The 26,194-nt window shown below is 64.0% G+C and carries 25 protein-coding genes; 12 read left to right on the top strand and 13 right to left on the bottom strand.

What is annotated here, in order from left to right; all coding sequences use genetic code 11:
- Positions 1 to 65 precede the first annotated feature (65 nt).
- Positions 66 to 1,619 carry an alkaline phosphatase family protein gene (locus LB526_RS23260; protein ID WP_224629963.1) on the bottom strand — a complete coding sequence of 518 codons (1,554 nt, stop codon included), beginning with the start codon at positions 1,617 to 1,619 and terminating at the stop codon, positions 66 to 68.
- A gap of 214 nt (positions 1,620 to 1,833) precedes the next feature.
- Here LB526_RS23260 and LB526_RS23265 point away from each other — a divergent pair, with 214 nt between their 5' ends.
- From LB526_RS23265 to LB526_RS23280, 4 genes are all read left to right on the top strand, one after another.
- On the top strand, positions 1,834 to 2,766 hold the full coding sequence (locus tag LB526_RS23265; RefSeq protein ID WP_224629964.1) for a VOC family protein: 933 nt from the start codon (positions 1,834 to 1,836) through the stop codon (positions 2,764 to 2,766).
- A 4-nt stretch (positions 2,767 to 2,770) separates the two neighbouring features.
- Positions 2,771 to 3,400, top strand: a complete 630-nt coding sequence (locus tag LB526_RS23270; RefSeq protein ID WP_224629965.1) for an alpha/beta hydrolase — start codon at positions 2,771 to 2,773, stop codon at positions 3,398 to 3,400.
- A gap of 1 nt (position 3,401) precedes the next feature.
- A complete protein-coding gene (locus LB526_RS23275; protein WP_095767389.1) occupies positions 3,402 to 3,701 on the top strand; it encodes a GNAT family N-acetyltransferase in 300 nt (99 codons plus the stop codon).
- A 263-nt stretch (positions 3,702 to 3,964) separates the two neighbouring features.
- Positions 3,965 to 5,023, top strand: coding sequence for a dipeptidase (locus tag LB526_RS23280; RefSeq protein WP_224629966.1), 1,059 nt, complete (start codon positions 3,965 to 3,967; stop codon positions 5,021 to 5,023).
- Positions 5,024 to 5,030: 7 nt separating this feature from the next.
- On the opposite strand, the gene LB526_RS23285 is transcribed toward LB526_RS23280, so the two are convergent.
- The 4 genes from LB526_RS23285 to LB526_RS23300 form a co-directional block, all read right to left on the bottom strand.
- Complete coding sequence (locus LB526_RS23285; RefSeq protein ID WP_224629967.1) at positions 5,031 to 5,288, bottom strand: hypothetical protein; 258 nt, start codon at positions 5,286 to 5,288, stop codon at positions 5,031 to 5,033.
- Between the two features lies 1 nt (position 5,289).
- On the bottom strand, positions 5,290 to 6,519 hold the full coding sequence (locus LB526_RS23290) for an aminomethyltransferase family protein (protein WP_224629968.1): 1,230 nt from the start codon (positions 6,517 to 6,519) through the stop codon (positions 5,290 to 5,292).
- A gap of 211 nt (positions 6,520 to 6,730) precedes the next feature.
- Positions 6,731 to 8,305: a phytoene desaturase family protein gene (locus LB526_RS23295; RefSeq protein ID WP_224629969.1), complete on the bottom strand. Its 1,575-nt coding sequence runs from the start codon at positions 8,303 to 8,305 to the stop codon at positions 6,731 to 6,733.
- Positions 8,292 to 9,911: a phytoene desaturase family protein gene (locus LB526_RS23300; protein ID WP_140842936.1), complete on the bottom strand. Its 1,620-nt coding sequence runs from the start codon at positions 9,909 to 9,911 to the stop codon at positions 8,292 to 8,294. The genes LB526_RS23295 and LB526_RS23300 overlap by 14 nt, the downstream gene beginning before the upstream one ends.
- A 200-nt stretch (positions 9,912 to 10,111) precedes the next feature.
- Here LB526_RS23300 and LB526_RS23305 point away from each other — a divergent pair, with 200 nt between their 5' ends.
- The 4 genes from LB526_RS23305 to LB526_RS23320 all read left to right on the top strand — a co-directional run bounded on the left by LB526_RS23305 (position 10,112) and on the right by LB526_RS23320 (position 14,050).
- A complete protein-coding gene (locus LB526_RS23305) occupies positions 10,112 to 10,906 on the top strand; it encodes a methyltransferase domain-containing protein (protein WP_140842938.1) in 795 nt (264 codons plus the stop codon).
- A 6-nt stretch (positions 10,907 to 10,912) separates the two neighbouring features.
- The gene (gene betI, locus LB526_RS23310) at positions 10,913 to 11,599 is read left to right on the top strand and encodes a transcriptional regulator BetI (RefSeq protein WP_140842940.1); all 687 of its coding nucleotides are present in this window, start codon (positions 10,913 to 10,915) and stop codon (positions 11,597 to 11,599) included.
- A gap of 73 nt (positions 11,600 to 11,672) precedes the next feature.
- Positions 11,673 to 12,755, top strand: coding sequence for an ABC transporter substrate-binding protein (locus tag LB526_RS23315; protein ID WP_140842942.1), 1,083 nt, complete (start codon positions 11,673 to 11,675; stop codon positions 12,753 to 12,755).
- On the top strand, positions 12,752 to 14,050 hold the full coding sequence (locus LB526_RS23320) for a flavin monoamine oxidase family protein (RefSeq protein WP_224629970.1): 1,299 nt from the start codon (positions 12,752 to 12,754) through the stop codon (positions 14,048 to 14,050). Before LB526_RS23315 ends, LB526_RS23320 begins: the two co-directional genes overlap by 4 nt.
- Here LB526_RS23320 and LB526_RS23325 read toward each other — a convergent pair.
- The 3 genes from LB526_RS23325 to LB526_RS23335 are packed head-to-tail and all read right to left on the bottom strand — an operon-like array spanning position 14,014 to position 16,860.
- On the bottom strand, positions 14,014 to 15,087 hold the full coding sequence (locus tag LB526_RS23325) for an ABC transporter ATP-binding protein (protein ID WP_224630024.1): 1,074 nt from the start codon (positions 15,085 to 15,087) through the stop codon (positions 14,014 to 14,016). The genes LB526_RS23320 and LB526_RS23325 overlap by 37 nt on opposite strands.
- Positions 15,088 to 15,124: 37 nt before the next feature.
- A complete protein-coding gene (locus LB526_RS23330; protein ID WP_224629971.1) occupies positions 15,125 to 15,946 on the bottom strand; it encodes an ABC transporter permease in 822 nt (273 codons plus the stop codon).
- A complete protein-coding gene (locus LB526_RS23335) occupies positions 15,943 to 16,860 on the bottom strand; it encodes an ABC transporter permease (protein ID WP_224629972.1) in 918 nt (305 codons plus the stop codon). Before LB526_RS23335 ends, LB526_RS23330 begins: the two co-directional genes overlap by 4 nt.
- A 290-nt stretch (positions 16,861 to 17,150) precedes the next feature.
- Between LB526_RS23335 and LB526_RS23340 the strand changes: the two genes are divergently transcribed.
- Positions 17,151 to 18,569, top strand: coding sequence for an aminotransferase (locus LB526_RS23340; RefSeq protein WP_224629973.1), 1,419 nt, complete (start codon positions 17,151 to 17,153; stop codon positions 18,567 to 18,569).
- Between the two features lie 42 nt (positions 18,570 to 18,611).
- On the opposite strand, the gene LB526_RS23345 is transcribed toward LB526_RS23340, so the two are convergent.
- Complete coding sequence (locus LB526_RS23345; RefSeq protein ID WP_224629974.1) at positions 18,612 to 19,814, bottom strand: aromatic ring-hydroxylating oxygenase subunit alpha; 1,203 nt, start codon at positions 19,812 to 19,814, stop codon at positions 18,612 to 18,614.
- A gap of 477 nt (positions 19,815 to 20,291) precedes the next feature.
- Here LB526_RS23345 and LB526_RS23350 point away from each other — a divergent pair, with 477 nt between their 5' ends.
- Positions 20,292 to 20,702: a hypothetical protein gene (locus tag LB526_RS23350; protein ID WP_224602332.1), complete on the top strand. Its 411-nt coding sequence runs from the start codon at positions 20,292 to 20,294 to the stop codon at positions 20,700 to 20,702.
- A gap of 273 nt (positions 20,703 to 20,975) precedes the next feature.
- On the opposite strand, the gene LB526_RS23355 is transcribed toward LB526_RS23350, so the two are convergent.
- Together LB526_RS23355 and LB526_RS23360 are read right to left on the bottom strand one after the other, a co-directional pair.
- Positions 20,976 to 23,078, bottom strand: coding sequence for an ATP-binding protein (locus LB526_RS23355; RefSeq protein WP_224629975.1), 2,103 nt, complete (start codon positions 23,076 to 23,078; stop codon positions 20,976 to 20,978).
- Positions 23,079 to 23,230: 152 nt separating this feature from the next.
- The gene (locus tag LB526_RS23360; RefSeq protein WP_224545631.1) at positions 23,231 to 23,959 is read right to left on the bottom strand and encodes a response regulator; all 729 of its coding nucleotides are present in this window, start codon (positions 23,957 to 23,959) and stop codon (positions 23,231 to 23,233) included.
- Between the two features lie 93 nt (positions 23,960 to 24,052).
- Between LB526_RS23360 and LB526_RS23365 the strand changes: the two genes are divergently transcribed.
- Positions 24,053 to 24,754, top strand: coding sequence for a response regulator transcription factor (locus LB526_RS23365; protein WP_224545632.1), 702 nt, complete (start codon positions 24,053 to 24,055; stop codon positions 24,752 to 24,754).
- Positions 24,755 to 24,829: 75 nt separating this feature from the next.
- On the opposite strand, the gene LB526_RS23370 is transcribed toward LB526_RS23365, so the two are convergent.
- Both LB526_RS23370 and LB526_RS23375 read right to left on the bottom strand, forming a co-directional pair.
- The gene (locus LB526_RS23370) at positions 24,830 to 24,994 is read right to left on the bottom strand and encodes a hypothetical protein (protein WP_224545633.1); all 165 of its coding nucleotides are present in this window, start codon (positions 24,992 to 24,994) and stop codon (positions 24,830 to 24,832) included.
- Between the two features lie 30 nt (positions 24,995 to 25,024).
- Positions 25,025 to 25,357, bottom strand: a complete 333-nt coding sequence (locus LB526_RS23375; protein ID WP_140544285.1) for a hypothetical protein — start codon at positions 25,355 to 25,357, stop codon at positions 25,025 to 25,027.
- A gap of 347 nt (positions 25,358 to 25,704) precedes the next feature.
- Between LB526_RS23375 and LB526_RS23380 the strand changes: the two genes are divergently transcribed.
- Positions 25,705 to 26,160 (top strand): L,D-transpeptidase, encoded by a 456-nt coding sequence (locus tag LB526_RS23380; protein WP_095767557.1) that lies wholly within the window; start codon positions 25,705 to 25,707, stop codon positions 26,158 to 26,160.
- The last annotated feature ends 34 nt before the right edge of the window (positions 26,161 to 26,194 follow it).

Genomic DNA, 26,194 nt, shown 5'->3' on the forward strand with positions numbered 1-26,194 from the left:
GCCTACTGCCTACTGCCTACTGCCTACTGCCTACTGCCTACTGCCTACTGCCTACTGCCTACTGCCTACTGCCTACTCGCGTACCCCACCACTCCACCTTCCGTCAGTTCCGCCAAGGCAAGGGACTGATCGAGGTGAGCGGCGCGCCAGGCAAGCATCTTCTCGGCGAACTCGAGCCGTACCGGGAGATAGGCCGGGTCGTTCGCCACATTGTTCAGCTCGCCTGGGTCCCTCGATAGGTCGAACAGAAGCGCCGGCAGGCCGCCGCCGAAGTGGACATATTTGAAGTCCGCCGCGCGGATAACGGCGAGGTTGCAGGCGTTCGATCCGACACCGAAATGGCGTTCGGCTTCGCCTTGGGCGACCGTGCGGAAATCAAACTCCCAATGCGCAGCGTCGCGCCAGGCTTCCGGTTCCGTTCTGTCCAGCCAAGGCGCGAGCGAACGACCGTCGAGGTGGCACTGCGGCGCGGCGCCGATCAGGTCGAGCATAGTCGGGAAGATATCGACGGCTTCAGTGAAGCGATCCACGGACGAACCGGCCGTGGCTTCCCGGCGCGGATCGCGGATGATCAACGGAATGTGGTAGCTGGCGTCGAAGAAGCCGCCTTTGCCGAGCATGAAGTGATCGCCCATCATCTCGGCATGGTCGGAGGTGAGCACGATCACGGTGTCGTCCCAGGCGCCCGCTGATTTGATGGCCCGCCAGATGCGGCCGAGCTGCGCGTCGACCTCGGAGATCATGCCGTAATAGATCGCGCGGATGCGGCGAAAGTTCTCCTCGCTCCAGTCGGGCACGTTGCCCTCGATGCCGGGGACGAATTTTGTCCGCTTCTGCCCGGCCAGATCGTAGGCGAGATAGGGATGACTCCTGGCCTCGGCCTGCCAATTTGCAGCGCGTTTGAAAGCGGGACCTTCGGCCGGATCGTACATGCTGTTGTAGGGCTCCGGCACGATGAAGGGCGGGTGCGGGCTGATGAAGGAGATATGCGCGAACCACGGCGCGCGCTTCTCCTGCTCGCCAAGCCAGCGGATGAACTCGCCGGCCAGGAACGCGGTCGGCGTTTGGTCTTTCGAATAGATCGGCGGCGCGTTGCTCACGTCCTGTTTCGCCTGGCCGCGGGCCGGACGGTGGATGTCGGGGCTTCCTGCGCCGGTGTCGATGCCTTGGGTCCGCAGCCATGACTGCCATTGCTTCTGATGCTCGGGCAGGGCCTGGCGCACGGTGAATCCCGGCAGCACGCCTTCATAGCTGCGCAGGCGCGGATCCCCGGCCGCCAGCGGGCGCGGATCGAGCGAGACATCGGTGTAGCCGAACAGGGTGGGATCATAGCCCGCCGCGCGCGCCGAAAGCGCGATGTTGCCATGGCGCGCGTCAAGCGGCGTGCCATTGCGGCAGACGCGATTGTTCATCTGGTAGAGCCCGGTGTAGAGGCACGCGCGGGCAGGCGAGCAGGGTGCTGCCCCGCCGTAGTGGCGGCGGAAAAGCACGCCTTCCGCGGCGAGCGCATCCACGTTCGGCGTCTTCACCACCGGATGGCCAGCCGCCGACAGGCAATCGCCACGCCACTGGTCGCAGGTGATGAGCAGGACGTTCGGGCGGTGCTTGCGATTGTCCAAGATCGTCTCCTTGTGGAAGCGTTCAGATGGAACGGAAATCACCCGCGTTGCAAGCCAAGCTTTGGTGACGGATTGGTGGACATGTTTCGAACTGTCGTTCACTTTTGTGATACAGTCCATTCTGTGTTTGCCGCTTTGCCGCCGGCCCGCTCATCCTCATATTGGCGTGGACAGCGGCAAGGGCCGCACAAGGACAAAGGGAAGGAGCAGGATCATGCTCAATCAGATACAGGGGCTGCATCACGTCACCTCGATGGCGAGCGATGCACGCCACAACAATGAGTTCTTTACGAAAAAGCTTGGCCTGCGCCGGGTGAAGAAGACCGTCAATTTCGACGCGCCGGATGTCTACCATCTCTACTATGCCGACGAGGTCGGCACGCCGGGTTCGGTGATGACCTATTTCCCGTTCCCCGATATCGCCAAGGGCCGGCACGGCGTCGGCGAGGTGGGCTCGACAGTGTTCTCGGTGCCGGAAGGCACGCTGGCCTATTGGGAAAAGCGCTTTGCCGATGAAGGCGTGGGCAACGTCGCCCGCACGGAAGCTTTTGGCGAGAAGCGGCTTACCTTCACCGGTCCCGACGGCGACAGTTTCGCGCTTGTCGAGGACAAGGCCGACAAACGCGCGCCGTGGGTCAAAGGCGGCGTTCCCGGCGACGAGGCGATCCGCGGCTTCCACTCGGTCTCGCTGCGGCTGAAGGACGGAGGCGCCACCGAGGAGCTTTTGAAATTCATGGGCTATGAGGAGGTCGACAAGTCCGGCAATATCCGCCGGCTGGCGATCAAGAACGGCAACGGCGCCGATGTCGTCGACATCGAATCGCTGCCGGGTGCCGGCTTTGCCAATCTCGGCGCCGGGTCGGTGCACCATGTCGCCTTCGCGGTCGAGGATCGTGCCAAGCAGCTGGAAGTGCGCAAGGCGCTGGTCGACACGGGCTATGGCGTGACGCCGGTCATCGATCGCGACTATTTCTGGGCGATCTATTTCCGAACGCCGGGCGGCGTGCTGTTCGAGGTGTCGACCAACGAGCCGGGCTTCAACCGCGACGAGGACACCGCGCATCTGGGCGAGGCGCTGAGGCTGCCGGCGCAGCACCAGCATCTGCGGCCCTATCTGGAACAGCATCTGCAGAAGCTGGAAGACTGAAGCCATGAGCAAGGACGCTTACATCTATAAGGTGCTGCCCGGTACGCCGGGCAGTCCGCTGCTCTTCGTCCTCCACGGCACGGGCGCCGACGAGAACCAGCTTCTCGGCTTCGGCCGCGAGCTTATGCCTTCGGCGACGATCGTCTCGCCGCGCGGCGATGTGTCGGAGCACGGTGCTCCCCGTTTCTTCCGCCGCACCGGCGAGGGTGTCTACGACATGGACGACCTGGCGCGCGCGACCTCGAAGATGGCGGGCTTCGTCAAGGCGCATGTCGGGACCGCAAAACCCTCGGCGGTGTTCGGCCTCGGCTACTCCAACGGCGCCAACATCCTGGCCTCGGTGGTGTTCGCCGAGCCGGGCCTGTTCGATGGCGCGACGCTGATGCATCCGCTGATCCCGTTCGAACCCCGCGTCCAGGGCAGGCTTGCCGGCCGCCGCATCTTGATCACGGCCGGCAGGCGCGACCCGATCTGTCCGCCCAAGTTGACGTCGCGGCTCGAGGCCTATTTGCGCGCCGACGGCGCCGATGTCACAGTGGAATGGCACGACGGCGGGCATGAGGTTCGGCCGAATGAAATCGAAGCGGCGCGGCGGTTTTTCGCGCCGGCGCCCGTTGCCGAAGGAGGCAAGTGACATGGCCGACCAACTGCCCGAGATCGAACTGGAAGACCGCGGCTCCAAGGGGCGTTACGTGCTGCGCGGCCCGGGCGGCGCCGAGGCCGAGATGACGTTCACCAAGATCGGCGAGCACCAGCTCATCATCGACCACACCGAAGTGCCGGACGTCTTTCGCGGCCAGGGCGCCGGGCTTCGGCTCGTCACCCGCGCGGTCGAGGATGCGCGTGCCGCCGGCAAGAAGATCATCCCGCTCTGCCCCTTCGCCAACGCCCAGTTCCGTCGCCACCCGGAATGGGCGGATGTGCTGAAGCGGTAGCACCGTCTTTCCCTTCTCCCCCTGCGGGAGAAGGTGGCCGCGCAGCGGCCGGATGAGGGGTGCTCCAGAGAAAGCCGGCGTCTCACTCCGTTGGAACACCCCTCATCCGTCTCGGCGCTGCGCGCCGATCCACCTTCTCCCACAGGGGGAGAAGGAAAAGAGCCAGCCCAGCATTTGCACCGCCCGGTCATCTTGCCTAAGTTGACGGTTCGCCCGGACGAAACCTGTCGTCCCGCCCATCTCCGATTTGAATGGCTTCCCTGATGACCGATACCGACCTGATCCCCGTTTTCGACGGACATAACGACACGCTGCTTCGGCTCTACCAGTCGAAGGAAGCCGACGTCGAAAAGCTGTTCATCGAGGGGACGCCGGGCGGGCATATCGACCTGCCGCGCGCCAGGAAGGGCGGCTTTGCCGGCGGCATGTTCGCGATCTTTCCGCCTCCGGTCGAAAAGTCGAAACGCAGCGCCGTGCCGCCGGCGCCGAGCGACAATGAACCGCTGCCGCCGGAACTGCCGCAGGCCGAGGCGATCACCTCGACCATCGGCATGGCTTCGATCCTGTTCCGGCTGGAGCGCGCCGGCGCATTGACCGTCTGCCGCAGCGCCGGCGATGTGCGGGACGCGATGGCCAAGGGCTCGATCGCGGCGGTGTTCCACATCGAAGGCGTCGAGGCGATCGATCCCGGGCTTGCCATGCTCGATGTGCTGCACGCCGCAGGGCTGCGCTCGCTGGGCATCGTCTGGAGCCGCCCCAACGCCTTCGGCAACGGCGTGCCGTTCCGCTTTCCGTCCTCGCCCGACACCGGGCCAGGTCTTACCGATGCCGGCAAGGCGCTGGTCAAGGCGTGCAACCAGCTCAGGATCATGATCGACCTCTCGCATCTCAACGAGAAGGGTTTTCGCGACGTGGCCGAGCTTAGCGATGCGCCGTTGGTCGCGACCCATTCCAATGTGCATGCGATCTGCGGCCATTCGCGCAACCTGACCGACTGGCAGCTCGGCGCGATCCGCGAATCCGGCGGCATGGTGGGCCTGAACTTCGCCACCGGCTTCCTGCGCGAGGACGGCCGCATGAACGCCGACACCAGCATTGATATCATGGTGCGCCACATCGATTCGCTGTTGCAGGCGCTGGGTGAAGACGGGGTCGGGCTGGGCTCGGATTTCGACGGCGCCATGATCCCGGCCCCCATCGGCGACGTCGCCGGTCTGCCGAAGCTCATCGATGCGCTGGCGGCACGCGGTTTCGGGCGCGCGCTGATCGAGAAGATCTCTTATCGGAACTGGTTGAACGTGCTGGAGCGCACCATAGGCTAAGGCGGGTCTATCCGTCGTAGCCGATACGCCTCAGCCATTCCTTGCCGACGCCACGGTCGCGGATGATCGCCAAGGGGTTTTCCGCGTCGAGCCGGGCGCAAATGCGGTAGACCTCGAGCGTCTCGGCGTTCATTTCGCCGCGCTTGAAGAAATACATCGCCGCCGCGTAGCGAGTACGGCCGGACCACATCTCGCCGAGTGGCGTGTTGACCAGTTGCCACTGCTCGGCGGCTTCCGCTTCCAGGTCTTCCGCTTCGCTTGCCATGTCAAAAGTCCGCGGGCGGGTTTGCGGTGCGGCGGTCGAGCTTGATGAAGGGCCTCGGCACCACCTTCGCCTTCTTCATCAGCTTCTGGTACTGCAACTCGCGCATGACGTAAATCTCGACCCAGAGGTCGTCGACGATTGTTTCGCCATAGGGCCGCCGCAGCGAGGCGAGCGCGATGTTGCGCTTGGCCATGGGCGACCATATCGCCGCGCTGACCAGCCCAACCTCCTGGCTTTTCTTGTAGTAGACGATCGCATGCTCGGCCGGGATGTTGCCTTCGATCTCCAGGCCGACCAGCACATGGCGCAGCTTCTTCTTCGTCCGGGCTTCGAGGATGGCGCGGCGGCCGTTGAAATGGCCTTTGTCCGGATCGATCATGAAGCCGAGGCCGATCTCGTCCGGCATGCGAAGGCGGTCGGCGCGGATGGCGTGCTCGGCAGCCGTGAAATCGGCATTGGCGACGATCAGTCCCGCCTCCAGCCGAGCGCGGTTCAGCGCCGTATAGCCGATGGCGCGGATGCCGCGCAGCTCGCCCGCCGCCATCAGCCGGTCCCACAGGCTCAGCGCCTTGTCGGCCGGCACGAACAATTCGTAGCCGAGATCGCCGGTGAAGCCGGTGCGCGAGATGGTCACCGCAGCGCTGTCATGCGCGAACTCGGCGAGGTCGAAGATTTTCAGCCGCTCGACGCCGGCAAAGCCCGCTTCGCGCAGGATGGCGAAGGAGGTCGGGCCCTGCAGCGCAAGTCCGGCGATGGCCTCCGTCTCCTCCTCGACACTGACCTCATAGCTGATCGCACTGTCGAGCAGCCAGGGCAGATGCCGCTCCTGCGAGCAGAGACGGAAGCGTGTCGGCGAAAGCCGGAACAACGTGCCGTCGTCGAGCACGAAACCATCGTCATCGCACCAGGCGGTGTAGTGGACGCGGCCGGGTTTCAGCTTGGTCACGTCGCGCAGGGTGACGCGGTCGAGATAGGCTTCGGCATCCGGTCCCTCGATTCGGTATTTGGTCATTGGCGAGATGTCGAAGAGCGCCGCCTGGCTGCGGATGGCGAAATATTCGAGCTCCTCGTCCCACAGCGAATGCGGCGCGCGGTAGCCGGCCCAGTTGTACCAGTCGTTCGTCAGCGCCAGCGCGTCGATGCGCGGCTGGAAGGGGGTGCCCATGCGCAAAGTGCGGAAGTGGGATTGGGCGAGGGTGCGGGCGGCGTCGGTTTTCACATGACGATTCATGACGGCGTTCCTTCGCGCCCCCCTCTGTCCTGCCGGACATCTCCCCCACAAGGGGGGAGATTGGACGTCACGCTGACTTTCGCCAGTCTCCGACGTCGCAAGAAAAGCGCCGACAGATCGAGCTGCTGATCTCCCCCTTCGTGGGGGAGATGGCCGGCAGGCCAGAGGGGGGCGCCATGGAGCGCGACTTCAGCGATTTGCAAAAACATATTCACCCCCTCATCGCGATGATGCGGCGCGCGGCGTTGAGGCCGGGCGCGCCGGAGATGCCGCCGCCCGGATGCGAGCCGGCGCCGGCAAGGAACAGGCCTTCGAGCGGCGTGTCGTAGCCCGACCAGCCGGAGACCGGCCGCGACATCAGCATCTGGTCGGCCTGCAACTCGCCATGGTGCCAGTGGCCGCCAGGCATGCGATAGCGCGCCTCGATGTCGGCGGGCGTCAAAAGCTCGGCGTGGCTGACCGTTGCCCCGATGCCGGGCGCATAGGTCTCGAGCTGCGCCATGATCGCCTTGAGGAAGCGCGGCTTGCCGGCGCCCCAGCCCTCTCTCAACGCATAAGGCGCGTACTGCACCACGGCCGAAAGCACGCAGGCGCCGAATGGGGCGAGCGATGGGTCGGCCAGGCTGGGCAACGTGATCTCCATCACCGGCTCTGGCGAGAAGTCGCCATATTTCGACGGATTGAAGGCGCGCTCGACATGGTCGGGCGAAGGCGCGACGACGAGGCGGCCCTTGTGGCCGGCGGCGTCGACGCCCGAAAATTGCGGCGGGCGGTCCAGCGCCAGATGCAGCTTGGCCGCATCGCCCTTCATGCGGATGTTCTTCACCTTGCGCACGAAGCCGGAGTCAACCTCGCGCGGGCCGACAAGATCGAGGATCGTCGTCGCCGGGTTGATCGCGGAGACGACGATCTTGGCCTGCAGCGTCGCGTCGCCCTGCGTGACGACGCCGACGGCGCGGCCCTTCTCGACGATCACCTTGGCGACCGGCGAAGCGTGGCGGATGGAAACGCCGGCTTTTTCCGCCGCCGCGCAGATGGCGGCGACGACGGCGCCCATGCCGCCTTTCGGCTGGATCTGCGCGCCGGCAAGGCCGCCAATTTCGCCGGCCAGCCTGTAGTAGAGGCCGAGCAGCGAAGTCGGCGAGCGCGGCCCAAGATGCGACCCCAGCGTCGCGTCGAAAGCAAGCAGGCCCTTCAACCGGTCATCCGACAGCTGCTCGTCGAGCAGATCGTAGACATTCATCAGAAGCACGCGCAGGAAATCGCGCATGTCTTTCTTGCCGAGTCGCTTCAGCGCCAGCGCGGTCTGGCCGAGCCCGGTCACATCGGCGAGCGACATGCCGCCAAGATCAGGCGGTCGGCGCGACAGGAAAGGCTTCAGCACGCCGGCATAGCGCAGCAGTTGCGCGCGCAAATCTTTCCAGGCGGACTGTTCCGAAGCGCTGGCGCCCGTCAGCACCTCGCCATAGGCGCCGTGGAGCACCAGCGGGCCGTCCTTCGACAGCGCAACCGACAGCACGAAGTCGCCGCGCTCTACCGTCAGCCCGTGGCGTTCCAGCTCCAGCGTCTTCACGACATCGGGATGCAGGCGATTGAGCAGATGCGCGACCGTGGAGACGCGAAAGCCCGGCGCGAATTCCTCGGTGCGCGCGGCGCCGCCGACCTCGTTGCCGGCCTCGAGCAGCAGCACCTTGCGGCCCGACTTGGCCAGCGTGGCGGCGGCGACGAGGCCATTGTGACCGCCGCCGATGACGATAACGTCCCAGTTCAAATCAGATGACGTCATGGGCCGGGCTCATATGCAGGGTTGGCTTGGCCAGATCACGCAGGATTTCGGCGGCGGCATTGCGTCCGGGCGCGCCCATGACGCCGCCGCCCGGATGGGTGGAAGAGCCGCACATATAGAGCCCACTGAGCGGCGAGCGGTATTGTGCGTAGCCCGGCACCGGGCGGTTGAAGAGCAGCTGGTCGAAGGTGAGCTCGCCCTGAAAAATATTGCCTTCGGTGAGGCCGACCTCGGCCTCGATCTCGCGCGGCGTGCGCACCTCCATGTGGACGATGCGGTCGCGGAAGGCGGGCGAATATTCAGCGATCTGCGCAATCACGCTTTCGGCGAAGCCGTCGCGGTCGGCGTCGGTCCAGTCCGCCCCTTTTATCTTCGGCGGTGTGTATTGCACGAAGCAGCTCATGAAATGCTTGCCCGGCGGCGCCATGGTCGGATCGAGCGTGGTCGGGATCATCATGTCGAGGAAGGGATCGGCCGACCAGCGTCCGGCCTTCCAGTCGTCATAGGCGCGCTCCATGCGCTCGATGGAATCGATGAAATGCATGTCGGCGCGGTAGACCGGCGAGTCCTTGGGCAAAGCCGGGAATTCGGGCAGGGAATCGAGCGCGATGTTGACCTTGCCCGACGAGCCGCGGATCTTGAAGTTCCTGACGCGGCGCAGGAAGATGTCGGGCAGCTCCTTCTCCTCGACCAGCTTCAGGAAGGTGCGCTTGACGTCGGCATTGGAGATGACGAGCTTGCCGTCGATCTCCTCGCCGCCGGCAAGCACCACGCCCTTGGCCTTGCCGTTCCTGATCAGCACCTGGTCGACCTCGGCGCCGGTGCGGATGGTGCCGCCACTGGCCTTGAAGGAGGCGGCCAGCGCCCTGGTGACGGCGCCCATGCCGCCGCGCGCGTAGCCCCAGGCGCCGACCGAGCCGTCGACCTCGCCCATATAATGATGAAGCAGCACATAAGCCGTGCCGGGCGACATCGGGCCCAGCGCCGTGCCGATGATGCCGGACAGCGCGAAGTTCGCCTTGATGACGTCGGTCTCGAAATACTCGTCGAGGAAGTCCGAGATCGACATCGTCCAGAAGCGCAAGGTCAGCGCCATCTCCTCGGCCGAGAGGCCGGCGAATTTCTTGCCGAGATAAAGCAGCTCGCCCAGGTCGCGCGGCCTGAAGCTCGTCGGGTCGGGCGCGGTGCGCATCAAGAGCGGCTGGATGAAGCGGCACTGCCTCGTGACGTCGCGCGAATAGCGGTCATAGGCCTCGGCGTCGCGCTTCGAAAAGCGGGCGAACTCACGGCGATGCGCGTCATGATCGCGGTAGTTGGCGAGGTAGTCGCCGTCGCGCGTGAACACCGCGCCGCCTTCATAGGAGATCACCTGCAGGCCGAAGCGCGGCAGCTCCAGGTCGCGCATGATCTCGGGCCGAAACAGCGAGCAGACATAGGAACAGTTGGAATAGAGGAAGCCCGGCGTCAGCTCGCGGCTGGTGGCCGCGCCGCCGACCCAATCGTTCTTCTCGACCACCAGCACGTCCAGCCCGGCGCGCTGCAGATAGCAGGCGGTGACCAGCCCGTTATGGCCGCCGCCGATGACGATCGCGTCCCATGCCTTCATGCGCGCCGAACCTCCAGCCGGTTGCCCTTCTTTTCGGTGCGTCTTGTTCCCGATTGCCCGAATTTGGCACGGACCACAGTTTTTTGTCCAGCCATATTGAATGAATGTTCAACAAATGGTGTTGCGTTTTCCCATTGATGCGCTAGGCTTTGCCTTGATCTCTGGATTGATACGCATCGGCATTTGAGGTTGAGGATCCGATGATCGAGACGGCCGACGCCGAGCCGGAATACGACGAAACCGCCATCCGCTTCCTCGAAGTGCTGTGGGGCGAAGGTTACTTGTCGCCGGGCGGTCCGGACGAGGTCGACCGCGTCGTCGAAGGCCTCTCCCTCAAGGGCAAAACGATCCTCGATATCGGTTGCGGCGCCGGCGGCATCACGCTGCATCTGGCGGCAACGCACGGCACCGCTCGAGCCACCGGCTTCGACGTCGAAAAGCCGGTGATCGAGACGGCGAGGCGAGGCGCGATCAGTCAGGGCCTCGAAGACTGTGTCAGCTTCGTCCAGGCGCCGCCGGGGCCGCTGCCTTTCACGGACGCTTCCTTCGACGTCGTCTTCTCCAAGGATGCGCTTTTGCATGTGCCGGACAAGTACGCGCTGTTCGCCGAGATCTTTCGCGTGCTGAAGCCCGGCGGGGTGTTTGCGGCGTCGAACTGGATGATTTCGCATGACGGCGAGCCGTCGCCTCAGATGAAGGCCTATATCGCAGCCGAAGGGCTCTCCTTCGCCATGGCCTCACCGGCGCGCTATGCCGAGGCGATGCGGCGCGCCGGCTTTACCGACATTACGGTCCGCGACCGCAATCCATGGTACCGCGAGGTCGCGCGCGAAGAGCTTTCGCGGCTCAAGGGACCGCTCTACGCGCGGGCCGCGGCAGCGGTCGGCGCGGCCTATGTCGACAAGAACATCAAGACCTGGGAGGCGATGCAGAAGGTGCTTGACAGTGGCGAGCACCGCCCCACTCATCTGCGCGGTTGGAAGCCGGTCGGATAGCCGGCAATGCTGGAGACCGTCACACCCATGAAGACTGCAGAGGCGAGCGATGCTCTCCCCGAAACGGCGCGGAAAGGCGATGCCGAAAAGCGTGGCCGCAAGGCCTCGAAAGAGGTCCGGCGGCTGCAGCTGATCGAGGCGACGATCGATTCCCTGGCCAAGCGCGGCTATGCCGAAACGACGATGGCGGACGTGGCCGACGGCGCGGGCCTGTCGCGCGGCATCGTCAACTTCCATTTCGAGAGCAAGGAAAAGCTGCTGATCGCCACGCTGCAGCACATGTATGACGAATATTCGGCGCATTGGCGCACTTCCCTGCAGAAGGCGGGCGACGATCCGGCGAGACAGCTGCAGCATCTGGTATGGGCCGATTTCGACCGCTCGATCTGCAACAAGCGCAAGCTTGCCGCATGGCTCGCCTTCTGGGGCGAAGCCAAGTCGCGGCCGACCTACCAGGCGCTGAGCAGTTCGCGCGACGCCTATTACCAGCAGGTCTTCATCGACCTCTGCACGACGCTAAAAGCGAGCGGCAACTACACCTATGACCCCCAGGTCATCGCGCTGGCGCTCAGCGCCATGCTCGAGGGCTTGTGGCTGCGGCTGATGATGGGGACTGAGGACACCACGCGAGAGACCGCATTGCAGGCGGCGAATGCGTTTTTGGCCGCCGCCTTCCCGAAACACTTTGGCTAGCGAGAACTGGAGCTAGCGAAAGCCGGGTTAGCAACAGCCGGCCAACAAGACCGGCAAAAGAGGATGGAACAGCATGAAGAAACTCAGCCGACGCCTGACATTGACCCTGGCGCTTGGGAGCGTGCTCGCCGCTTCGGCGGCGGCGTTCGCGGTCGCCGCCGACAAGGATCTGATCGTCTTCGACTGGTCAGGCTATGAGGATCCGAGCTTCCACGGCAAGTATGTCGAGAAGAACGGCGATTCGCCGACCTTCGCCTTCTTCGGCGACGAGGACGAGGCCTTCGAAAAAATCCGCTCCGGCTTCAAGTCCGATCTCGGCCATCCCTGCTCGCAGAGCGTGGTGAAATGGCGCGAAGCGGGGCTGCTGCAGCCGCTCGACACGTCCAAGATCGCAGGCTGGAAGGATCTCAACCCCGGCATCATGGCGATGAAGGACCTTGCCACGACGTCCGACGGCAAGGCCTGGTTCATGCCGTGGGACTGGGGCAATACCCAGCTCACCTACAACTCCGACAAGATCGCCGAAAAGGACGTGCAGTCGCTGAAGGCGTTCGCCGATCCGAAATACAAGGGCAGGGTTTCGATCGGCGACAATGTCGACGACGCCTACGCGTTGGCCAGCCTCGCCATCGGGCTCAAGGACTGGACCAAGATGACGGACGACCAGTTCAAGCAGGCGTCGGACTTTCTGCGCCAGGTGCACAAGAATGTGCGCTCCTACTGGGCCGACACCACCGACATCGTGCAACTGCTTTCCGGCGGCGAGGTCGATCTCGCCTGGGCCTGGAACGACGCGACCGTGCAGTCGGTCAAGGCCGGCGTGCCGATCAAATCCAAGAAGGACACCAACGAAGGCATCTCGACCTGGGTCTGCGGCTACGTGCTGTTCAAGGACGCGCCCGGCAACATCGACAAAGCCTATGACTACCTCAACGCCGTCAACGATCCGGAAGTCGCCAAGGTGCTGGTCAAGGATTGGGGCTACGGCCAGGCCAATGCCAAGGGCATGGCCGGCGTCGATCCGGCGGTCCTGAAGGAGAAGGGCTACGACAACGTCGAAAAATGGGTCGACAAGACGCTGTTCCAGCAGCCGCTGCCCTCGGAGCTCAAGCTCAAGATGATCGCCGAATTCGAGAAGATCAAGGCCGGCTATTGAGCAGCATCATCGAAAGGACCGACGTCGTCATTGTCGGCGCCGGCTTCACCGGCCTGTCCGCCGCACTCGAATTGAAGCGCGCCGGCATCGATTTCCTTGTGCTGGAGGCGCGCGACCGCGTCGGCGGCAGGGTAGAGGCTGTCCGCAATGGCCTCGGCGAACTGATCGACAGCGGCGGCCAGTTCCTGTGCGTGGACATGCCCGAAGTGATGAAGCTGGCCAGGACCTACGGCAAGACCTTCGTCGAGACCTATATCGAGGGCGAATTCATCACCCATCCGTCGATGAAGCCAGCGCGGGCGGAGCGGACCTATCGTGTCGCGATGGCGATCCGCGAGCGCATGAACAGAATCGATCCGGACGATCCAGCGATTGCCGGGCTGACCGTCGCCGATTGGCTGGAACGCCAGCACGATGAGGCCGATGCCAAGGCCGCTTTCCGCTCGTTGGTCGAGGGCCTGTGGTGCCTGGCAGCGGACAAGGTGCCGCTCTGGTACCTGATCGACAATGATCGCCGCATCACCAACGAGGTGTTCGAGCTGCAGTATTTTCTGGGCAACACCATGCAATCGCTGGCCGAGGATCTCGCCGCCGAGCTCGGCGACCGGCTGCGCCTGAACCAAGCAGTGGCCCGTGTCGAGCGCGCCCCGCAAGGCGTTCGCATCAGCACCGGCGCGGCCACGATCGAAGCGCGCGAGGTCCTGATCGCGCTGCCGCCGGCGACGGCCGCGAAGCTCGATTTCACGCCGGCTTTGCCGGCGGAGCTCGCAAGCGCGCTCGGCGTCTGGGAAAGCGGCGCGGTGATCAAGATCCTGGTGCGTTACGCAAAGCCTTTTTGGCGCGAGCGCGATCTGTGCGGCATGGTCATGTGGCGCGACCAGCCGGGGCTGTTTGCCTGCGACGCCAGCACGGATGCCGACCATGCCGCGCTTGTCGTCTTCGTTGGCGGGCCGCTGGCGCTGCGCTGGCACCCCCTCGGCGAGGCGGCCTTGAGTGCGGAAATCATCGCGAGGCTTGTCCAGGCGCTCGGCCCGCGGGCCGCCGACGTCATCGATTTCAGCTCGCGCGACTGGACGCATGACCGCTGGAGCGGCGGCGCCTATAGCGACCTCATCGTCGACGTCACCGCGCGACATGCCGAGCGCGTCATCCTTGCCGGCGCGCCGCCCATCTATTTCGCCGCCTCGGAAGTGTCGCCGTCTTTCCCGGGCTATGTCGAAGGCGCGATCGTGGCGGGGCGCGTCGCTGCTGCAAAGATTCAGTCCGCCATCGCCACCAGCGCCTCGGGGTCGTAGGCGAGACGGATTGGCGCGCCGACCGGAATGTCGTCGGCGCCGAAATCGTTGGTCTCGGTCACCGAAAGCGGCTTTTCCAGTCCGGGGATCTCGACGATCAGATGCGTGATCTCACCGAAATAGTGGCGCTCGACGACCTTGCCGGCGACCTCGAATTTTGCTGACGCGTTGTCCCACAAAACACGCAGGCGTTCGGGCCGGATGCCAAGCGTCGCCGCGCCGCCATTGCGCACGAAAGCCCTTGGCTTGTCTGTCCTGACGCGGCCGAAGCCCAGCGTGTCGAGCACCAGCGAAGCGCCGTTTTCCTCGACGATCTCGGCTTTTACGAAATTCATGCCGCCGAGGAAGTCGGCGACCTGGCGATTGACCGGGCGCTGGTAGATTTCCTTCGGCGAAGCGACCTGCGCGATCTTGCCGCCGAACATCACCGCGATGCGGTCCGACATCGCCAGGGCCTCGTACTGATCGTGCGTGACCAGCACGAAGGTGATGCCGACCGCCTGCTGCAAGCGGCGCAGTTCGACCTGCATCTGCTCGCGCAGCTTCTTGTCCAACGCCGAGAGCGGCTCATCGAGCAGCAGCACCTTGGGCCGCATGACCAGCGCGCGGGCCAAAGCGACGCGCTGGCGCTGGCCGCCGGAAAGCTCGGTGGCGCGGCGCTTGCCGAGACCGGTAAGCGAGACCTGCGCCAGCGCTTCCTCGACGCGGCGCTTCTCCGCGCCGGCGTCGAGCTTCAGCCGCTTCAGGCCGTAGGCGACATTCTGCTCGACATTGAGATGCGGGAAGATCGCATAGCTCTGGAAGACCATGTTGGTCGGCCGGCGGTTGGCGGGAATGCCGTCCATCGGCTGGCCGTCGACGGCGATGGAGCCGCTGGTCGGCGTGTCGAAACCGGCGATCATGCGCAAGAGCGTGGTCTTGCCGCAGCCCGAGGGCCCGAGCAGGGAGAAGAACTCGCCCTCCCTGATCGCCAGCGAGGCATTGTCCAGCGCCTTGAACGATCCGTAGCTGCGGGTAACGTCGCGGATCTCGATCATGGTGCGATCGGTTTGGGTGCGCTCGGACTGGACCCGCTCAAGCATAGAGGCCTCCCTCGTTCTGGGTGCGTCTCGCCGCGCGGCGGCGCAGGATTTCGGCAATCGTCATCAACAGGAAGGACGCGAAGAGCAGCAAGGTGCCGAGCGCCAGCACGCCGGGAAGCTTGGCCGCAAACCGCAACTGGCCCCAGATGTAGATCGGCAGCGTCGCCTCGGTGCCGGTGAGGAAGAAGGCGATGATGAATTCGTCGAGCGAGATGGTGAAGCAGACGAGCAGGCTGGAGATGATCGCCGGCGCGACCATCGGCAACGTCACGCGCCGGAAGGTGCCGAACGCGCTCTCGCCGAGATCGGCCGAGGCCTCCTCGAGGCTGCGATCGAAACCCTCGAAACCGGAGGTCAGCACGGTCATCGAATAGGGAATGCAGACCAGCACATGGCCAAGCACCACCGTGAACAGCGACAGGCTCAAGCCCAACTGCAGCATGACCAGCAGCATCGAGATGGCGACGATCACCTCCGGCAGCACCAGCGGCGCCATGATCAGCCCGTTGATGGCGCGGCGGCCCGGGTAACGGTAGCGGGTGATCGAGCGGGCGGCGAGGATGCCCAGCACCGTCGACAGGATCGAGGCGGAGATGCCGGCGATGAGGCTGTTCCAGGTGGCGTCGATCAGCGCCGGCGTGCGCGGCAGATCCTCGTACCAGTGCAGGGTGACGCCCGAGAGCGGGAATTTGGGCGTCGCTGCCGCGTTGATCGAGAAGATCGGCAGGAAGATCACCGGCAGGTAAAGAAACAGCAGATAGAGGACGGCATAGCTCGACAGCCAGCCGGGCAGGTAACGTCTGATCGCCATCATCGTGCCAGCCTCTGCAGGGCACGGAAGACCAGCACGGTGCCGCCGGCCATCAGCGAGACGATGATCATCGTGGTTACGGAAAGTGCTGCACCCAGCGGCCAGTTCGACGCCTTGCCGAATTGCGCCTGGATTGCGTTGGCGATCATGACGCCGTCCTTGCCGCCGACGAGCTTCGGCGTGACGTAGTCGCCGACGGTCGGGATCATGACGATCAGCGCCGCCGAGATGACGCCGGGCGCCGACAGCGGCAGGGTGACGCGCAGGAAGGAGCGCAGCGGGCCGTCGCCGAGGTCGGTCGCCGCTTCGACCAGGGTCCGATCGACCTTCTCCAGCGAAACGAAGATCGGCAGGATGGCGAAAGTCGCCCAGGCATGGGTCAGCGTGATGATGACGGCGGTGGAATTATAGAGCAGCGCCGTCGACGGCTCGTCGATGATGCCGAGGCCCATCAGGCCGGAGTTGAGCACGCCGTTATAGCCGAGGATCACCTTCCACGACATCACGCGCAGCAGGTAGCTGGTCCAGAACGGGATGGTGATGAGGAACAGCCACAGGCTCTTGTGGCGGCCGCCATGAAAGGAAATGAAATAGGCGATCGGATAGGCCAGTGCCACGGTGAGCAGGCTGACGGTCAGCGAGATGTAGAGCGAGCGCCAGAGCAGGTCGCGGTAGATCGGCTCGGTCAGCGCGATCCGGTAATTCTCCAGCGTGAATGTGTGATCGATGGTGAGATAGTTCTGCGTCCAGAAGGAATGGGCGATGACGACCAGGATCGGCAGGACGAGGAGAATGAGAGCGTAGACGAAGGTGGGACTGATCAGGGCAAAGCCCTGGATGGCTTCCGATTGCAGAAGGGGACGTCGTCTCGATCCCGCCATGCGCAACGGGGGCGACCCTTCCGCGGCAACCGTCATTGCAGCGCTCCGGGCGTGATTTCGGTAGCTGGCTCGGACTGTCCCGCCATGCGCCTTCCCATTCGTGGCGCCGGCTGCCTGTTCCCGAATTATGCTTGGAGCGCGATCGCTCCCTGGCTTGCCGGCTTTCTTTCATCATGAGCGCATCCGCCGATTGAAATCAAGCGCTATTTCTGCGATATTGATTGAACGGATATTCAAAATGAAGTGATGAAAAGCTGAGTTTCCATGGTTTTCCGCGCAATTTGATATCCGGTGGAAATTCAAAAACCTGACAATGCGAGGCGAAAATGGCGGCTCAAAGCAAGATCAAGGCAAGCGAACTCATCGATGCCGGCGATGACGACGCGGTCGAGCTCGCCAAGCGCCATCTCTTGCAGCCCTGGCCCTATGCCGGCTCGGTCGGCAACGAGGCGCGCGCGCTGATCGGCGAGGGCGACGGCATCTACATCACCGACGCTTCCGGCAAGCGCCTCATCGACGGCCCGGCCGGCATGTGGTGCATCAATGTCGGCCATCGCCGCGAGGAGCTGGCCAAGGTCATGTACGACCAGGCGATGGCGCTCTCCTACAACACGCCTTGGTATACGATGAATGCGCCCTCGGCCGAGCTTGCCCGGCGCATCGCCGATGCGGCACCCGGCGATCTCAGCCACACCTTCTTCACCACCGGCGGCTCTTCGGCGGTGGAGACGGCGCTGCGCTTCATGCAGTTCTACAACAATGTGCGCGGACGGCCGGAGAAGAAGCTGATCCTCAGCCGTGGCGGCGCCTATCACGGCTCGACCTATCTGTCGGCCTCGCTCAACGGCCGGCCGCGTGACCGCGACTGGATGGACGGCGCCGACGATCTGGTGGTCAAATTGTCCTCGCCCGACCCGTTCCGGCGGCCGAAGGAGACGAGCATCGCCGCCTTCACCGATTTCCTGGTCGACCAGTTCCGCGACACCGTCGCGCGCGTCGGCGCGGAGCGCATCGGCGCCTTTGTCGGCGAACCGGTGCAGGCTTCCGGAGGCGTCATCGTGCCGCCGGACGGGTACCTGAAGCGTATCCGCGAGATCTGCCGCGAGAACGACATCCTCTATGTCTCGGACGAGGTGGTGACCGGCTTCGGACGGCTCGGCCATATCTTTGCCTCAGGCGACGTGTTCGGCATCGACCCGGACATGATCACCTTCGCCAAGGGCGTCACATCGGGCTATTTCCCGCTCGGCGGCGTCATCATCTCGGAGCGGCTGCTCGAAGAGCTGCGCCGCTCCAACCACCGGGATGCGCTGTTCGGCCATGGGCTCACCTACACCAGCCATCCGATCGGCTGCGCCGTCGCGCTGAAGAATCTCGATCTTCTGGAAGAGGGCGTGCTCGCCCACACGCGCGAGATCGCGCCCTATTTCCAGGCGCGACTGAAGACGCTGGAAGAGTTGCCGCTGGTCGGCGAGGTGCGTGGCGTCGGGCTGATGGCTTGCGTCGAATGCGTCGCCGACCGCGACAGCAAGGATCCGCTGCAGCTCGACAAGAATGTGGGCAAACGCATCGATGCGCATTGCCACGAGCTCGGCCTTCTGGTGCGGCCGCTGATCAACATGTGCGTGATGTCGCCGCCGCTGATCATCAGCCGCGAGCAGGTCGATGACATGGTGGCGATCCTGCGCGAAGGCATTTCGCGGACCATGGATGATTTAAGGAAGGAAGGGGTCTGGCGGGGGTGATTGGCTCTTCCTTCTCCCCGTTTACGGGGAGAAGGTGAGAGCTCATCCCCTCGACCTCAGCGCGTCGTTCAATCCCCACATGTCCTTTTCCTCGGGTGCCGTCTCCAGGTTCAGAACCGGGATCTGCCTGCGCAGATGGTCGTGGTGGGTGCGCACGCCGTATTCGAGGTCGGAGAGGTAAAAGCCCTCGAAGGCTTCCGACAGCATGGATTCGTTCGACCACACCGAGAGCTGCACGTCCTCGCTCATCGTGTCGCGGTCGATGCGATAGGCGAGGTAGCGTGCCGCCGCCTGTTGGCGCGTCTCGTCCTTGTAGCGGTAGATGGCGCCGCGCAGCAGCGTCTCGCCGGTCGATAGCGGGAACTCCTGATAGAACTGGACGGATTCCGGCATGATCGACAGCGCGTTGTTGGGGAAGATGCCGTAATAGATCCAGGCCTTGCGCAGATGTTCGGGCAGATGTGTAGCCTCGGGCCCGAGCTTGATGTACTCGCGAACGCTCCAGCGCCGCCCGGCATGCGGGTTGTAGGTGGCGAAGGACCGCGAGACGCCGTTGATGAAGGGCTCGTCGAAATAGGTCGCGCCATAGAGGTCCTGCAGCGCCGGATGGGCCATGGCGACGTGGTAGCCTTCATTGTCGACGTCGCGCACCGACTTCCAGTTGACCGGCGATTTCTGGGTCCAGATGCCCCAGGAAGGGACCATGTCGGCGACATTGTAATGCGCCATCTCGGCCTCGATCGGCTTCAGCAGCTCGGCCACCGAAGGCTGCGGGCCGCCCTTGCGGAAGCGGATGAAAATAAAGCCCATCCAGATTTCGAGGTCGAGCGGCATCAGGCCGAACTCGGTCTTGTCGAGCTCGGGGAACGAGCCCGGACGGGCAGCGCCGCGCAGTGTGCCATCGAGATTGTAGACCCAGCCATGGAACGGGCACACCAGCGCGTTCTTGCAGGTGCCCTGGCTGTCGGCGACGACGCGGCTGCCGCGGTGGCGGCACATGTTGTTGAAGGCGCGCACTACGCCGTCCTTGCCGCGCACGATCAGCGCGCGCTCGCCGACGACATCCATGGTCAGATAGTCGCCCGGATTCGGCACGTCGGAGACGTGGCCGGCGATCTGCCAGTGGTTGCGGAAGACGTACTCCTTCTCAAGCTCGAGAAGGGCGTTGGAATGGTAGCTCCACCCCGGCAAACCCCGCCGGTCCCAATCGTTGGGGATCGCCACGTCACGAAGGTGCGGGTTCATGGATATATTTTGCTTTTTGTTGAATACTCATTCAATATAAGCACATTTTGCATTGAAATGCAATGGCTTGCGTAAATATGAAAATTCCATGGCGGCAAATCCGGCCCCGCCCGGGCTGGAAAAATCCCGGAAAATCCGGGTCTTAATTGAGGAAGCGGGACGGCAATTCAGAAGGCGGATGCCCGTCTCGGAGAAGGCCTGTTTTGACGGTCACGGGCGTGCGTAGACAGCGGCGGAGCGCTCGATTCAGGCGTTGCTGTGTGAGGCTGTTTACAGTCGGGCCGGCACGGCAGGCGCATATCTGCGCCGACCATTTCGATGGCCGCTCGAATGGTTGCCTCGGATTGGGAAGGCTGGCGCGTCCGGCATCTGTTTCAATCCTGTTACACAGGCAATCATCGCCGACCATCCGGCAGTTACCTGGTGCGATTATGTTCGTTTCATAGCAAAAAAGAAAGACAACGAAGGGAGCAACCGATGTTTGCGAAAGTTCGCACCACCGATGCCAATCGCCGCCTGCATGGACCGCAACGCAATGACCGCCGGCCGAAGCTTGCGCTGCGGCAGCGCGCCAGCGACCATCCGATGGCGATGTTCATGCTGATCGGCGCCTGCGCCTTTGTCGCCATGCTGGCCGCGCCTGCCTCAGGGCCGGCTTTCGCCTCGATCAATCCGCCGGCCAATGTCGTCGAGGGCGCGCAGACCACGCTCAAGACCGCCCGCCTGCCGGAATCCACGATCGACTTTGCCTGCAAGGGTCAGAACTGGGGCGCCGAGAGCCTTGAGTGCCTGCGCGCCATCGCCGAGCAATCCGGCCAGCACAGGGAGCGCGCGGTGCGCATGATCGCCAACGCCGCGCCGCTCACCAACACGCCGAACGTTTTTTAAGACCTCCCCTGAGCGCGCCCTCCTGCGCTCCAGTCAGGCTCCCGCCGTGGAAATCGGTCGGGAGCCTCTTTTTTGGGGCCTGTCGATATTCAGGTGAGGCCGACCTGCGAAGGGCAGCTTCCTGCGCTTCCGGTGCTCACGTACTGAAGTACGCTCCGCTCCGGTTCTCGGAAGTCACCATTTTCGACTCAGCCTGACCTGAATCTCGACGAAGCCGGCGACGGCGAGTTTAGGTTTAGATTCCGCCTACCTGGTGGTCCCAGGCTAACCTGCTCAGATATGGGCGCCGTTGTCGGCGGCGGCTTCGTCGGCAATGGCCGAGAGGATGCCGCGGACGTCGAGCGTCGAGAATGGCTTTTCCAGGATGTGCGGGCGCTGCTGCGGCGGCAGCGCTTCGATTTCCGCCTTGGCACCGATCAGATCGCCAGTGACCAGCACGAAGCGCTGCGCCAGCGCGGGCCGCTGAGCAAGCAGTTCGCGGTAGATCGCAATGCCGCTGATGCCCGGCATGCGCAGATCGGAAAAAACGATGTCCGGCGGCATGTAGCCGTTCAACACGTCCGCCGCCGATGTCCAGCTTGCCACGACGCGCGACTTCACGCCCATCAGTTCGAGTATGTCGGACAACGAGCCGGCGACGTCCGGCTCGTCGTCGATCACCAGCGCGTGGCGCAGCCCGCTTGAACGCGCCGGACCTTCGCCGGGCGCGGCGCTGCCGCCCGCGATCGCCGGCAATTGCACGACGAAGCGCGCACCTTGCGGCTCGACCTCCTCGAACCAGATGTTGCCTTTGTGGCGCTCGACGATCGATTTCGAGATCGACAGGCCGATGCCGGTGCCGACGCCGACCGGCTTGGTGGTGAAATAGGATTCGAAGATGCGCGAGCGGATCGCCGCGGGGATGCCCGGGCCGTTGTCCTCGACGGAGAAGCCCGGATTGCCGTGCTCGTTGCGGAACGTCCGCACCTTGATGCGCCGTTCGCCGGCGATGCCGGCAAGCGCATGCTGGCTGTTGATGAGGAAGTTTGCCGCGACCTGCGTGATGTGGTCGGCGTCGGCCATGGCAAGCAGCGGCCCGCCGGTGAAATCGGTGTCGATGATGATGCCGCTGGAGCGCGCGCCATAGGCGGTGACTTCGAGCGCCGAGCGCACCACCTGGTTGAGATCGGTCTCGGCCTGCTCGGTCGGGTGCAGGCGCACCATCGACAGGAAGCTCTTGACGATGCGGCCGCAACGCTCGGCGGCGGCGCGCACTTTCTCGGCGCGGACCTTTGTCTGCGGATCGCCGGCGAATTCATGCAGCAGCGTCGACTGCGCCACAACCACCGCAAGCGGGTTGTTGAGCTCATGCGAGACGCCGGCAAGCAGCGAGCCCATCGCCGCCATCTTCTCGTTCTGGTGCAGCTTCTCGCGCTGACGATTGATCTCTTCCTCGGCCTGCAGCTTTTCGCGCAGGTCGCGGATCGAGCCGAAGATCAGGCGGCGGTCGGCAACCCGCATCTCGGTCGCCGTCAGCTCGATCGGGAAAATCTCGCCGGCAGCGTTCTGCGTGACGGTCTCCAGCCGCTGGCCGACCATCGGCGCGCCGCGGCCGGCCATGTATTCGGCGCCAGAGGCATAGCCTTTGCGGTAGTATAGCGGAACGATGGTATCGAGCAGGTCCTTGCCGAGGATTGCGCTGCGCTGGAAGCCGAACATCTTCTCGGCGGCCGGATTGAATTCGATGATCGAACCCGTCTCGTCGATGACGATGATGGCGTCCAGTGAGGCCTGCAGCATGGTGCGGCGGATCACTTCACTGGCATGCGCTTCCGATGGCGAGCGCTCGATGGCGTCGCCGATCGCCAAAGCGATGATGTGCAGCGTCGCCTCTTCCTCATCCGTCCATTCGCGCTCAGCGATGCAGTCATTGATGGCCAGCGTGCCCCAAAGGTGGCCATGCGCGAACACGGAGACGGACAGGAACGACTTGATGTTCTGCTTCTCGAAATCGGCCCGCAGGAAACCCTCGAGGTCGCGCGTGTGGCCGGAGAAAATCTTGCCTTGCCGCTCGTCCTCCTGCAACTGCTCCAGCAGCGAGTCCGAGTTGATGATCGACTGCATGATCACCGTAGGCGAGGCCAGCTCGCCGCCGAAGTCAGGGTCGATCCAATAAGCGGCGACGGACTGGGCGAAGCCTTCGCCCGGCAATTCACGCAGGCGGAAAAGGATGCCGCGCTGGCAATCCATCTTGCGGCACATCGTCGCCAATATGTCGTCCATCTCGCGCTGCCAGTCGCCTGCCTCGCGCAGGCGGCGCACGACATGGACAGCCGCCATCGCGGCGCCGCCGGGACGCGAGCCATTCGTATCGGTGCGTGCTGCATCAGCAGTCATGGTCATCCAGGCCCGGACGTCGGTCGTTCAGAGCGCCCCTCCGTTCCACGGAAACGGCGAACCGCTCTACCGCTTTGTTTTGGCGCAATTCCGGACGGAAGGCTACGGCCAAGGCGCTGAGCCTAGCCGTTTCATGCCATTCCCGGAATGCTCTAGTTGGCGTCGCCGCTCGGCAGCGAGAAGATATAGCCTTCGCCGCGCACCGTGCGCAGGAATTTCGGATTGGCGGGGTCGGCCTCGATCTTCTTTCGCAACCGCATGATGCGGATGTCGACCGCGCGCGAGGATTCCGGATCCTCGACGAAGCCGATCGCCTCCGAAATCGCCGCTCGCGTCAGAAGCCGGTTGGCGCGGGTGAGAAAAACCTCGAGCACGTCGAACTCGCTTTTGGCCATCTCGATCACCGCGCCATTGGCGCCGATGACCAGACGGCCGTCGAAATCGGCCTGGAAGCCGCCGAAATTCACGAAACGGCGATTTGCGGTTTCGGCCTTCGCCGGCTGCGGCTCGGCCGGCTGCGGCACGCGGCGCAGCACGCTGCGCACCCGCGCCAGCACCTCGCGCAATTCGTACGGCTTGACGATATAATCGTCGGCGCCGAGCTCCAGCCCGACGATGCGGTCGAGCGCGGTGCCGGCGGCCGTGGCGTAGATGACGCCGATCTGTGTTTTCGAGCGCAGCCAGCGGCCGAGCGACAGCCCGTCCTCGCCGGGCATGGCGATGTCGAGGATGGCGAGGTGGAAGGACTGCGCCTCGAACAGCGCGCGCGCGGCGGCCGCATTCTCGGCCGTCACGACGTCATAGCCGCTGGCGCCGAGATATTCGGCCACAGCCTCCCTCAGATCCGGTTCGTCCTCGACGACGATGATGCGTGCCTTCACGACGAGCTCGCTCCCGCTTTCAGCGGAAAGTAGATTGGGTATAAACATGATGTCCAGCACTCATCTCGAGTTGTCTGTGGCGGGGTGAAGAAAATGGCCGCACGATCCGTCATTGCGCTTGTGTCCGTCGCCGAGGTGGTCGCCAAAAATCTCGCCGATCATCTCGAACGGCGCGGGCACGATGTGCGTCAGGCGCGCCAGCCCTGGGAGGCGGAGACGCTGCTTTCGGCCGGCGGCATCGATGTCGTGGTCGTCGGCGACGACGTCACCCAGGCCGAAGGCCGCGAACTGCTCAGGCGTTACAGCAGTCAGGGCGGGGGTGGCAAGGGCGGTCCCGACTTCATCCTGATCTGCCGGCCGCGCGACCTCGTCGACAAGGTGCTGGCGCTCGAGCTGGGTGCCGCCGACGTCATCGAAAGCCCGCTCAACGTGCGCGAGCTTGCCGCGCGCATCGGCGGCCTGCTGATGAGACGCGGCAGGGCCGGCGGCGAGCTGGTCGTACTGGAAAACGCCACCGTCGACCTGCGGTCGGCCATGGTGATGCATCGCTCGGGCGCGGAGGAGCAGCTCTCCCCGGGCCAGGTGGCGCTGCTCAAGCTGTTCCTGGCCAGCCCGCGCAAGGTGCTGACGCGCGACGATATCATTGCCGCGGCGCCGGCGGAGAATGCAGATGCTTTCGACCGTTCGATCGATTCGCGCATCGTGCGGCTGCGCCGCAAGCTCGACACCGAGACCATCACCACCATCAGGGGTGCCGGCTATCGTTTCGATCCGCCGGTTCCACGCAACGAGTAAGCTTTGATCAGCGAGGCTTTTGAGCATCGGATTTCCCAAAGCGGTGGTCATTTTGGGTCCGACAACGCCTGGCGTTCAGCGCACGACGATGACAGAGGGTCCAGTTGGAACGTTCGCGCTGACGGTTATCCCGGCCTGGGCGCGCTCCTTTAGCAACACCGTCGCAAGAGCGGCAAAGCCCAGCAAACCCTGCGCGTAAAGCAGCGCTGAAAGCACCGAGGCGGCAAGTTTCGTCTTCATCTCTTCAAATCCTCGATCTCGAAATCGGGCTCAGGAAACTCCCGAAGCGCCCGCGCCGCTGACGGAGCCCCCCGCTGCGGCGCGGGCCTTCGGTCCTCTCGGCAGCAAGTAGCCGGAGGGGCCGCGCGTCCTCATCAACCGGAGGCCGACCCGCCAGAAGGCCTTCAGCCGGTGGACGCGCAGGCTGGACAAAATCCAGACCGTGGCGATGAACAGAGCCATGTGCAGCGTCGAAACCTCGCCGGAAGTCATCGCCGCCAGCGTCGTCGCCGGCTTGCCGGCTACCGAGCCGGCGCCGCCGAGCACGATCGCCGCGACGCTGATCCTGGGAAGCCAGGAGCGGAGTTTCGATTTCCTGCCCATTTCGTTTGTGGATGTCTGTTCCCGTTGCGTCAAATTTGATGCCGGCCTGTATCCAGATCATGCCGCCGGAGACGCACTTTGTTGCAAATCGGTTTCGAAAATGGGCCCTGGTCTTTCATATACGGATAAAATGAACTTTCGTTTCTGGCATAAGCTGATTGTGCGACGCCGGACCGCCACCTCTCGAATAAGTCCGCAGTATTGCTCTACTGGCCTGGTTGTTAATTTGCAGAAACGATTTCGAAACAGAAACGAGCATCAAGCGAAATAGGTCTGAAACGGACGAGCACGATAAGGCCCCATCGAAATTGAAGCCGGACACAACGGCAAAAAACAGAGGGATCGTCATGCACTCCGCCAATTCCGCCAAGCTCATCAACATCACCGCCGCCGCGCTCACCGGCGCGGCGCTGCTCTTCGGCGCCGGCAACGCCGCCCATGCCAACCAGATCGTCGCCAAGGTTTCGCTGTCGCAGCAGATCATGGAAGTCACGGTCGATGGCCGCCCGACCTATATCTGGAAGGTGTCGACCGGCGACAAAAGGCACATCACGCCGACCGGCTCGTTCAAGCCGACCCGCCTGCATGAGATGTGGTATTCGAAAAAATACGACAACGCGCCGATGCCGCATTCGGTGTTTTTCAGCGGCGGCTACGCGGTCCACGCCACCTATGCCGTCAGCCGTCTCGGCCGCCCCGCTTCGCATGGCTGCGTGCGGCTGCATCCCGATGCTGCGGCCGATTTCTATCAGTTGGTCGAGGCCTTCGGCCCCGGCAACACCAGCATCGTCATTGTCAAATAAGGCTTGGCCAAGTAACCGGCTGGGTAAGAGTAGC

This window comes from Mesorhizobium sp. CA6 (assembly GCF_020165035.1).
Lineage (GTDB): Bacteria > Pseudomonadota > Alphaproteobacteria > Rhizobiales > Rhizobiaceae > Mesorhizobium.

Excerpts from the sequence above, each read along its gene's own strand:
- LB526_RS23290 (WP_224629968.1), bottom strand. The coding sequence starts at position 6,519 with ATGAATCGTCATGTGAAAACCGACGCCGCCCGCACCCTCGCCCAATCC.
- LB526_RS23345 (WP_224629974.1), bottom strand. The coding sequence starts at position 19,814 with ATGAACCCGCACCTTCGTGACGTGGCGATCCCCAACGATTGGGACCGG.
- LB526_RS23270 (WP_224629965.1), top strand. The coding sequence starts at position 2,771 with ATGAGCAAGGACGCTTACATCTATAAGGTGCTGCCCGGTACGCCGGGC.
- LB526_RS23300 (WP_140842936.1), bottom strand. The coding sequence starts at position 9,911 with ATGAAGGCATGGGACGCGATCGTCATCGGCGGCGGCCATAACGGGCTG.
- LB526_RS23265 (WP_224629964.1), top strand. The coding sequence starts at position 1,834 with ATGCTCAATCAGATACAGGGGCTGCATCACGTCACCTCGATGGCGAGC.
- LB526_RS23370 (WP_224545633.1), bottom strand. The coding sequence starts at position 24,994 with ATGAAGACGAAACTTGCCGCCTCGGTGCTTTCAGCGCTGCTTTACGCG.
- LB526_RS23375 (WP_140544285.1), bottom strand. The coding sequence starts at position 25,357 with ATGGGCAGGAAATCGAAACTCCGCTCCTGGCTTCCCAGGATCAGCGTC.
- LB526_RS23295 (WP_224629969.1), bottom strand. The coding sequence starts at position 8,305 with ATGACGTCATCTGATTTGAACTGGGACGTTATCGTCATCGGCGGCGGT.
- LB526_RS23330 (WP_224629971.1), bottom strand. The coding sequence starts at position 15,946 with ATGATGGCGATCAGACGTTACCTGCCCGGCTGGCTGTCGAGCTATGCC.
- LB526_RS23275 (WP_095767389.1), top strand. The coding sequence starts at position 3,402 with ATGGCCGACCAACTGCCCGAGATCGAACTGGAAGACCGCGGCTCCAAG.
- LB526_RS23305 (WP_140842938.1), top strand. The coding sequence starts at position 10,112 with ATGATCGAGACGGCCGACGCCGAGCCGGAATACGACGAAACCGCCATC.
- LB526_RS23280 (WP_224629966.1), top strand. The coding sequence starts at position 3,965 with ATGACCGATACCGACCTGATCCCCGTTTTCGACGGACATAACGACACG.
- LB526_RS23335 (WP_224629972.1), bottom strand. The coding sequence starts at position 16,860 with ATGACGGTTGCCGCGGAAGGGTCGCCCCCGTTGCGCATGGCGGGATCG.
- LB526_RS23365 (WP_224545632.1), top strand. The coding sequence starts at position 24,053 with ATGGCCGCACGATCCGTCATTGCGCTTGTGTCCGTCGCCGAGGTGGTC.
- LB526_RS23350 (WP_224602332.1), top strand. The coding sequence starts at position 20,292 with ATGTTTGCGAAAGTTCGCACCACCGATGCCAATCGCCGCCTGCATGGA.
- LB526_RS23355 (WP_224629975.1), bottom strand. The coding sequence starts at position 23,078 with ATGACTGCTGATGCAGCACGCACCGATACGAATGGCTCGCGTCCCGGC.
- LB526_RS23315 (WP_140842942.1), top strand. The coding sequence starts at position 11,673 with ATGAAGAAACTCAGCCGACGCCTGACATTGACCCTGGCGCTTGGGAGC.
- LB526_RS23325 (WP_224630024.1), bottom strand. The coding sequence starts at position 15,087 with ATGATCGAGATCCGCGACGTTACCCGCAGCTACGGATCGTTCAAGGCG.
- LB526_RS23285 (WP_224629967.1), bottom strand. The coding sequence starts at position 5,288 with ATGGCAAGCGAAGCGGAAGACCTGGAAGCGGAAGCCGCCGAGCAGTGG.
- betI (WP_140842940.1), top strand. The coding sequence starts at position 10,913 with ATGCTGGAGACCGTCACACCCATGAAGACTGCAGAGGCGAGCGATGCT.
- LB526_RS23340 (WP_224629973.1), top strand. The coding sequence starts at position 17,151 with ATGGCGGCTCAAAGCAAGATCAAGGCAAGCGAACTCATCGATGCCGGC.
- LB526_RS23380 (WP_095767557.1), top strand. The coding sequence starts at position 25,705 with ATGCACTCCGCCAATTCCGCCAAGCTCATCAACATCACCGCCGCCGCG.